Raw genomic sequence first — 7,945 nt, 5'->3', positions numbered from 1 at the left:
TTGTTCGTCATGGCACCTCCTATTGGGCCTCAGATTTGAGGCTCAGAGGTGTCTAGGAAACCCGGGGCGATTCAACACGCTGCTCTTTCCTTTCAACAAAGGTCTATACCAAGACGGGCAGCTTCAAATCTTCGTTTCACAGGGAGCTGGCACATTTCTCCAGCGGATCCGCCTAGGCTCGCGCAATGAAATCAATGTTTTGCAGCTAATGCCAGAGGAGTCAAAGAGGCCGCCAACACTTCACTTTGAGCGAGGCAGCTTCAATGGGTAGGGAGCACATGGGTTGATGGAGTCAACCCTCAGTTGGTCGGGAATTGTGAACGACTGCTTTCCAGTGCTCATTGGAAAGTCTGCTTGTGGCCGATCCGCGACCGTCGCAGGCCGACCCAGGGGGACAGTGTATAACCCACGCTACACGATAAGCCTTATCGGTAGGAGACAGCTATGCATAATGAAAAATTGGCTTTTTCGGGAGACTTCATCGCATGAAAGCTGTGCAACTCATCGCTTTAGTGATTGTCGTTGGCGCGCTTTTTCTTGTGATGAACGGATTGTTTTCCGCGTGGGCTTTGCTTGAGCTGGCCTGGTCGGCGATTCTTAGCTTTGTACATCTCTTTTGATGTAGGCCTGCAACAATGCATCCCACCTGATGCGTAAGGGGGCTGCTATCAAGCCTTGGGCATGGTGGCCTGGCATTTCGCCCGCTGAGCTGGGACGTGGAGCTTCTGCTTTCATTTGCCGAGACGGCCTGTTATTGACCGACAGCAGCCATCCTAGCTTCAAATTGACCAAGCGCAACAGCAGCCTCGCTGCAATCACAGGGGCCGCGACAGGCTGAAAGTCGCCCCGTCACGCCCTCTGGGTGCGCTCAGAGCGCTCCGAGTTCAAACTTCATTGAGAAAAATTCAAAACTCACGGAGGACCGACACGCACGAAGAACCGACAGCAGGGTGAGCGTCGGTTCTCCATTTGTATGCAGCAAGAGGATTTGTAAGCTCAACGAGCCGCCATGGCGGCGCAAGGCACTGGCTCAGGCCGGTATCCAATCCGCGTGCCAGCGTGCTGCCAGGCGTTGGCTCAGCTGCAATGACAGGCCACCCCGGTCAAAGCCCACGACGGTGATCTGCTCGGCGCAGCTGGGGCGCTCGGGCACCTGGGCAAAGCGGCCGTCGCTGAGCAGCCAGACGCAGGCATGCACGGGGCCTTGGCGACGGGCGCGCTGCAGCAGGCGCTCCAGCAAGCTGATGGCGCTGGCCAACGGGCTGCCGCCGCCGCCGGCAATCGGGCGGATCCAGCCCTCGTTCCAGGCCTGGGCCTTGGCCCCTGCCTGGATCACATAGGCGCTGTCGCCGCTAAAGCCCAGCACGCAGAGCTTGTCGCGCTGGCGGTAGGCCTGCTCGGCAATGGCCTGCAGGTAGCCCTTGGCGCGGGCGAGCTGCTGGCCGCGCAGCATGGAGGCGGAGGTATCGAGCAGCACGCAGTGCATCAGCTGCGCGCCGGCGGGCTGCTTGCGAAAGCGTAGGTGCGGGCGCGCCAACTTGGCCTGGCCTTTGGCGGCCAGGCTGCGCGGCCAGTCAATGCGCTGGCTGGCCGTTGCCAGCAGGCGGCCGGCGCGCTGCGTGCTCTGCGCGCGCCCCAGCTTGGCCTTGCCGGCCAGGCTGAGGCGCGTCAGGCTTTTTTTGCGATAAAGGGCCGCAGGGCCTTGACGGGCTCGATACCGGTGTGGCGCGGCGCGGCCATGCCGCCCCAGCCATCGGGCTGGCTGTGGTTGGCATTGGCGTTGTTGCTGGGGGCGTCGGCCTTGCTGGTTTGCTCTTTGGTTTGTGCCTGGTTTGGCGGTTGCCGCTGCGGTTGCTGCTGTTGGTCTTGTTGACCGTTGGGATCGTTGGCCTGGCCACTCGGCGATGGCGGCTGCGCCGCATCGGCACTGCGGCGGTGGGCCAGTGCCAGCTCGGCCACGGCCTGCACATCGGCCAGGCTGACCTCGGCATGGCCCGCCAGCGCGGCCTGGGCGCGGGCGGCACGCAGCATCACCAGGTCGGCACGCACGCCTTCGGCACCGGATTGCTGGCACAGCTGTGCAACGGCATCAAACACTGCATCGGGCCAGACGACGCTGGCCAACTGCTGCCGTGCGGCAGCAATCTGCGCGCGCAGCCGGGCTTGTGCCTCCGCTTGCTGGGCGCAGAAATGGGCCGGGTCCGCATCAAAGGCCATGCGGGCGCGCACAATGCGCTTGCGCGTGTCCACATCGGGCACATTGGGCAGGCGCACAAACAGGCCAAAGCGGTCGAGCAGCTGCGGGCGCAGCTGGCCTTCTTCGGGGTTCATCGTGCCGATCAGTGCAATGCGCGCGGCATGCTGGTGCGATACGCCATCGCGCTCGATGCGGTTGGTGCCGCTGGCACTGACATCGAGCAGCAAGTCCACCAGGCCATCGGGCAGCAGGTTGACCTCGTCCACATACAAGATGCCCTGGTGCGCCTGGGCCAGCAGGCCGGGGCGGAACTGCACGGCTGAGGACTGCAGGGCAGCTTCCAGATCGAGCGTGCCTTGCAGTTGCTCTTCAGTGGTGCCCAGCGGCAGATTGACAAAATGGCCGCTGGGCAGCAGCGCAGCCAGCGCGCGGGCACTGGTGGATTTGGCAGTGCCGCGCGGGCCTTCCACCAGCACGCCGCCCAGCTGCGGATCGACGGCCAAGAGCAGCAAGGCCTGCTGCAGCGCGGCCTGGCCCTCAATGGCGCTGAAGGGAAAATGCAGATCGGTGGCGGTGCTCATCGCATCTCCAGCAGGTGTTCGGTCTCGAGCAAATGGGTCTCCAGCAATTGGGGGTAGTCGCCGGGCGCTTGCCACAGGCCACGCTGTATGGCTTCAAGCAGGCGCTCACACATGCCGTGGAAGGCCTGCGGATTGTGCTGCTGCATAAAGGCGCGCGTGGTGTCATCGGCGACAAAGGCATTGGTCACGCGGGCGTATTGGTCATCGCGCACCACACGGGCCGTGGCATCAAAGGCAAAGAGGTAGTCCACGGTGGCGGCAATCTCGAACGCGCCTTTGTAGCCATGGCGCTGCACGCCCTCGATCCACTTGGGGTTGGTGGCCCGTGCGCGCACCACGCGGCTGATCTCTTCTTGCAGGCTGCGCATGCGTGGCGACTCGGGGTTGCTGTGGTCGCCAAAGTACATGGCCGGTTGTTGGCCGCTGTAGTGGCGCACGGCAGCGGCCATGCCGCCCTGGAACTGGTAGTAGTCGCCGGAGTCGAGCACATCGTGCTCGCGGTTGTCCTGGTTGTGCAGCACCAGCTGCATCTCGGCGAGGCGCCGCACAAAGGTCTCGGGCACCTGGCTGCCTTCGTCGTGCTGGCCGTAGGCATAGGCCCCCCAGTTGCGGTAGGCCGTTGCCAGGTCCTCGTCGCTTTGCCACTGGCCGCTGTCAATCAGGCCCTGCAGGCCCGCGCCATAGCTGCCGGGCTTGGCGCCAAAAACGCGCAGACCCGCCTGGTGGCGCGCCTCCTTGGCGTCCAGCCCCTGCTGCTGCAGCTGCGCGGCCTCGGCCAGCACGCGGGCGCGGATCGGGTTTTGCGCGGCGTCTTCGTCGTCGAGCGCCGCCACTTTTTGCACGGCGGCATCAAACAAACGGATCACATTGCTGAACGCATCCCGGAAAAAGCCCGAGACGCGCAAGGTCACATCGACCCGGGGCCGCCCCAGCACATGCAGGGGCAGCACCTCAAAATCGCTGACGCGCCAGCTGCCATCGGCCCAGGTGGGGCGCACGCCCATCAGCGCAAAGGCCTGCGAGATATCGTCGCCGCCAGTGCGCATGGTGGCCGTGCCCCACACAGACAGGCCAATGGTGACCGGGTATTCGCCATGCTCTTGCGTGTAGCGCTCCACCAGCAGTTGCGCCGATTTGAATCCCATGCCCCAGCTGGTTTGCGTGGGGATGGCGCGCGTATCGACCGAGAAGAAATTGCGCCCCGTGGGCAGCACATCGGGCCGGCCGCGCGTGGGCGCGCCGCTCGGGCCCGCTGGCACAAAGCGCCCCGCCAGGCCGCGCAGCAGTTGCAGCAGCTCTTGCGGGCCGCAGGCGGCCAGGCGCGGGCGCAGATCCTGCTGCACCCGGCGCAGCACGGCCTGGGTGTGGCCGTCGGCCAGCTCGGCCAGTGCTGGCGGCAAGGCGGCGCCGGGGGCCAGGATCTGCAAGGCCAGCAGCTCCAGGCGCTCGCGCGTGTCGCCGTGGTGGCGCCAGGGCTGGTTCTGCAGATCTTGCAGGTCTTGAAGCAGGGCGGGGCGCGGGCCGGTCCAGGCAGCGGACCAGTCGGCGTCCAGCGGGTCAAAGTCCAGGCCCAGGTCGCGGGCCAGTGCGCGCACCAGGCTTTGGTTCGCGCCCTTGCCACCACCGACGGGGTGGCGCGCCAAGGCGAGCAAGGTGTCGGTCTCCAGCCGGCCAGCGGGCGAGACGCCGAAGATATGCAGGCCGTCGCGGATCTGGCTTTCCTTCAACTCGCAGAGGTAGGCATCGGTGCGGTTGAGCAGCTGCTGCTCTTCCTCATCGCTGCCGGGGGCTTGCAGGCCCAGGTCCTGGTGAAGGTCGTGCTGCACGATGTGGGCCAGGATCTGCTGGCGCAGGATTTGCGCGCGCTTGTGGTCCAGGGTGGCGGCCTCGTAGTACTCATCCACCATGCGCTCCAGATCGCGCGTGGGCCCATAGCTTTCGGCGCGGGTGAGCGGGGGCATCAGGTGGTCAATGATCACGGCCTGGGCGCGGCGCTTGGCCTGCGTGCCTTCGCCGGGGTCATTGACGATAAACGGGTAGAGGTGGGGCAGGGGGCCGAGCACCAGATCGGGCCAGCAGTTGGCCGACAGCGCGACGCTCTTGCCGGGCAGCCATTCGAGGTTGCCGTGCTTGCCCACATGCACCATCGCATCGGCCTGCCATTGGCTGCGCAGCCAGTGGTAGAAGGCCAGGTAGTAGTGCGGCGGCACCAAATCCGGGTCATGGTAGGCGGCCAGCGCATCGAGCTGGTAGCCGCGTGCAGGCTGCACACCAACAAAGATCTGGCCCAGGCGCAGACCGGACACCATAAAGCGGCCTTCGCGCAGCATCGGATCTTGTGCGGGTGCGCCCCAGCGCTCGGTGATGGCCTGCTGGTTGGCGGCTGGCAGGGTATTGAAGTACTGCAGGTAGTCGTCCAGGCTCAGGCTTTGCCAGGCGGCGCGCGTGGCCCAGGAATCGGGCGCATTGGTGATGCCTTGCTGCAGCAAGTCCATCAGCGCCTGGCTGTCGGCGGGCATGGCATCGACGGCATAGCCATCGGCCGCCAGCGCGCGCAGGATTTCAATCACGGAGGCGGGGGTATCCAGCCCCACGCCATTGCCGATGCGGCCTTCGCTGCTGGGGTAGTTGGCCAGCACCAGCGCCAGGCGCTTGTCGGCATTGGGCTTGCTGCGCAGCTGGCACCAGCGCTGGGCCAGCGCCACGACAAAGCCCATGCGCTCGGGGTGGGCCTGGTACTGCACCACATCGGATTGGGTCAGATCGCTGCGGTGCGACAGGCCCTTGAAGCTGATCGCCCGCGTGATGATACGGCCATCGACCTCGGGCATGGCCACATGCATCGCAATGTCGCGCGGCTGCAGGCCATGGGTGCTGTCCAGCCAGGTCTGCTCATTGCTGCCCGACAGGATCAGCTGCAGCACGGGGATATCGCCTGCCAGTGCATGGTCGCCGGGTGTATCGAGCGAGGCCTGCGAGAAGGCGGTGGTGTTGAGGATCAGTGCGACCTCTTCGCTGGCGCACAGCGCCTGCAAGGCCGCCAGGCAGCCGGCGTCCTTCAGCGATTGCAAGGCCAGCGGCAGCGGGTTCATACCCTGGGCGAGCAAGGCCTGGCACAGGTCGGCAAACACCTGGGTGTTGCCCGACTGCAGATGCGCCTTGTAGAACAGCAGCATGACCACTGGCGCGCCGGGCTGCCACTGCAGCGGGCCCGGCTGCTGCCAGGTGGCGACCGTGGCCTCATCACTGCCGGGGTGGTAGACGGCCACCGCTGGCAGGGGGCGCGGGGGCAGCGCCGCATGCGGGCCGCCCAGGAGGCCGTGCCAGACAAAGCGAAACAGCTCGCGCGCATTGGCCAGGCCGCCTTCGCGCAGGTAGCGCCACAAGGTACGGCAGTCTTGCTGCGCCACCGTGCTTTTTTGCAGCAGGTTCAGGTCTTCACTGCTGTCGCCCGAGAACATGGCCAGCGCAATCTTGTGGGCGCGGCACAGCGCCATGACGCGCTCGGTGCCATAGGGCCAGTAGCTCTCGCCGCCCAGGTGGTCGATGATGATGAGCTTGGCATGCTGCAGCACCTCATCGGCATACAGATCGACCGATGCGGGCTGGCGCAGGTACATCAGATTGGCCAGCCGCACGCTGGGCAGTTGCTCGCCATCCATGCCGGCCCGCAGCTGCGCATAGGCTTGCGCCAGCAGGGCCAAGGTGGTGTCTGCGGCGCTCAGGATCACGATGTCGGCCGGGCTTTGCCCCAGGCTGGAGACAAAGGCCTCGTCGTCGACAAAGCCACCGGGCTGGACCGCGAGCAAATGCATCAGAGCGCTCCGACCGGGCTGGCGGCGAGCTGGGCGCGGATCGCTGCCTCGTCCAGGTCATGCCCGATAAAGACCAGGTGGCTTGCGCGCTTTTCATCGGCGCGCCATGGGCGGTCAAAGTAGCTGTCAAAGCGCTTGCCCACGCCATGCACTACCAGGCGCATCGGCTTGCCGGGCAGGGCCACAAAGCCCTTGATGCGGTAGACAGTCTGCTGCGCGACCACATCGGCCAGCTGGGCCAGCAGTGCTTCGCGCTCCACCTCGCCCAGCTGCACGACGACGGAGTCGAAATCGTCATGGTCGTGCTCGTCATGCACATGGCCGGCTTCGTGCTCGTGGTGGCCCTTGCGCGATTCGATGCTTTCCTCGGACGCGCTGGACAGGCCCAGCACCACATCCAGGTCGATGCGGCCATGGTCGGCAGCCACGATCTTGACGGCAGGCGGAATGTCTTCGCGCACCAGGGCCTCGACAGCGGCGCGGTCGGCGGCGCTGGCCTGGTCGAGCTTGCTCAGCACCACCAGGTCGGCGGAGATGAGCTGGTCTTCAAACAGCTCGTGCAGCGGCGACTCGTGGTCGAGGTTGGGGTCCTGCTTGCGCTGCAGATCGACCGCAGCGGGGTTGGCGGCAAACTGGCCGGCGGCAGCGGCTGGCACATCGACCACGGTGATTACCGCATCGACCGTGCAGGCGTTCTTGATCTCGGGCCAGTTGAAGGCCTGCACCAGGGGCTTGGGCAGGGCCAGGCCGCTGGTCTCGATAAGGATATGGTCGATATCGCCACGGCGCTCGATCAGCTTGCGCATCACGGGGTAGAACTCTTCCTGCACGGTGCAGCACATGCAGCCATTGGCCAGCTCATACAGTTGGCCGGCCTGCTCGCCGTTCTCGTCTTCGCAGCCAATGCCGCAGCCACGCAGAATCTCGCCATCAATGCCCAGCTCGCCGAACTCGTTGACGATCACCGCAATGCGGCGGCCGTTGGCATTGGACAGGATATGGCGCAGCAAGGTGGTCTTGCCGCTGCCCAGAAAGCCGGTGACGATGGTGGCTGGAATCTTCTGGCTGGTGCGCATGGGGATGTCTCCAAATAAAAAGGGGCAGGGCTGCCGGGCAAGCCTGGGGCGGGGCCGTTGGGCGCAGTGCGCGCGGCAGTCTGAAACAAAAAGGGGGAGGCGGGGCGGGGGCCGGGGCCGGCGCTGGACGAGTGCTGGCCGCCTAGCGGCCGCATCCCGCCAACGGCCAGGCCAGGCCTGTGCGCCATAGCGCCGGGTGCAAGGGCAGCGCCAAGCGGCGGCTGGGGGCAGGTGTCTGCATGGGAACTCCAGGAAAAGCGCGTCCTAGGCAAACCA

General features: G+C 65.6%; 5 protein-coding genes. 1 reads left to right on the top strand and 4 read right to left on the bottom strand.

The window, feature by feature from the left end; all coding sequences use genetic code 11:
• Positions 1 to 485 precede the first annotated feature (485 nt).
• A complete protein-coding gene (locus WH367_RS14150) occupies positions 486 to 620 on the top strand; it encodes a hypothetical protein (RefSeq protein ID WP_339536593.1) in 135 nt (44 codons plus the stop codon).
• A gap of 410 nt (positions 621 to 1,030) precedes the next feature.
• Here the strand turns inward: WH367_RS14150 and WH367_RS14145 are convergent, their stop codons facing one another.
• The 4 genes from WH367_RS14145 to cobW form a co-directional block, all read right to left on the bottom strand.
• A complete protein-coding gene (locus WH367_RS14145) occupies positions 1,031 to 1,537 on the bottom strand; it encodes a vWA domain-containing protein (RefSeq protein WP_339536592.1) in 507 nt (168 codons plus the stop codon).
• Between the two features lie 131 nt (positions 1,538 to 1,668).
• Positions 1,669 to 2,778 (bottom strand): ATP-binding protein, encoded by a 1,110-nt coding sequence (locus WH367_RS14140; protein WP_339536591.1) that lies wholly within the window; start codon positions 2,776 to 2,778, stop codon positions 1,669 to 1,671.
• Positions 2,775 to 6,593, bottom strand: coding sequence for a cobaltochelatase subunit CobN (gene cobN, locus WH367_RS14135; protein WP_339536590.1), 3,819 nt, complete (start codon positions 6,591 to 6,593; stop codon positions 2,775 to 2,777). The genes WH367_RS14140 and cobN overlap by 4 nt, the downstream gene beginning before the upstream one ends.
• Complete coding sequence (gene cobW / locus WH367_RS14130) at positions 6,593 to 7,669, bottom strand: cobalamin biosynthesis protein CobW (protein WP_339519979.1); 1,077 nt, start codon at positions 7,667 to 7,669, stop codon at positions 6,593 to 6,595. The genes cobN and cobW overlap by 1 nt, the downstream gene beginning before the upstream one ends.
• Between the last annotated feature and the right edge of the window lie 276 nt (positions 7,670 to 7,945).

Origin of the sequence: Comamonas sp. MYb21 (genome assembly GCF_037479395.1) — a bacterium.
Taxonomy (GTDB): Bacteria; Pseudomonadota; Gammaproteobacteria; order Burkholderiales; family Burkholderiaceae_C; genus Comamonas.
This window is presented reverse-complemented; position numbering and strand designations above follow the sequence as displayed.

Bases quoted from the DNA above. Each gene is read 5' to 3' on its own strand.
- WH367_RS14150 (WP_339536593.1), top strand. From the start codon at position 486: ATGAAAGCTGTGCAACTCATCGCTTTAGTGATTGTCGTTGGCGCGCTT.
- WH367_RS14140 (WP_339536591.1), bottom strand. From the start codon at position 2,778: ATGAGCACCGCCACCGATCTGCATTTTCCCTTCAGCGCCATTGAGGGC.
- cobN (WP_339536590.1), bottom strand. From the start codon at position 6,593: ATGCATTTGCTCGCGGTCCAGCCCGGTGGCTTTGTCGACGACGAGGCC.
- cobW (WP_339519979.1), bottom strand. From the start codon at position 7,669: ATGCGCACCAGCCAGAAGATTCCAGCCACCATCGTCACCGGCTTTCTG.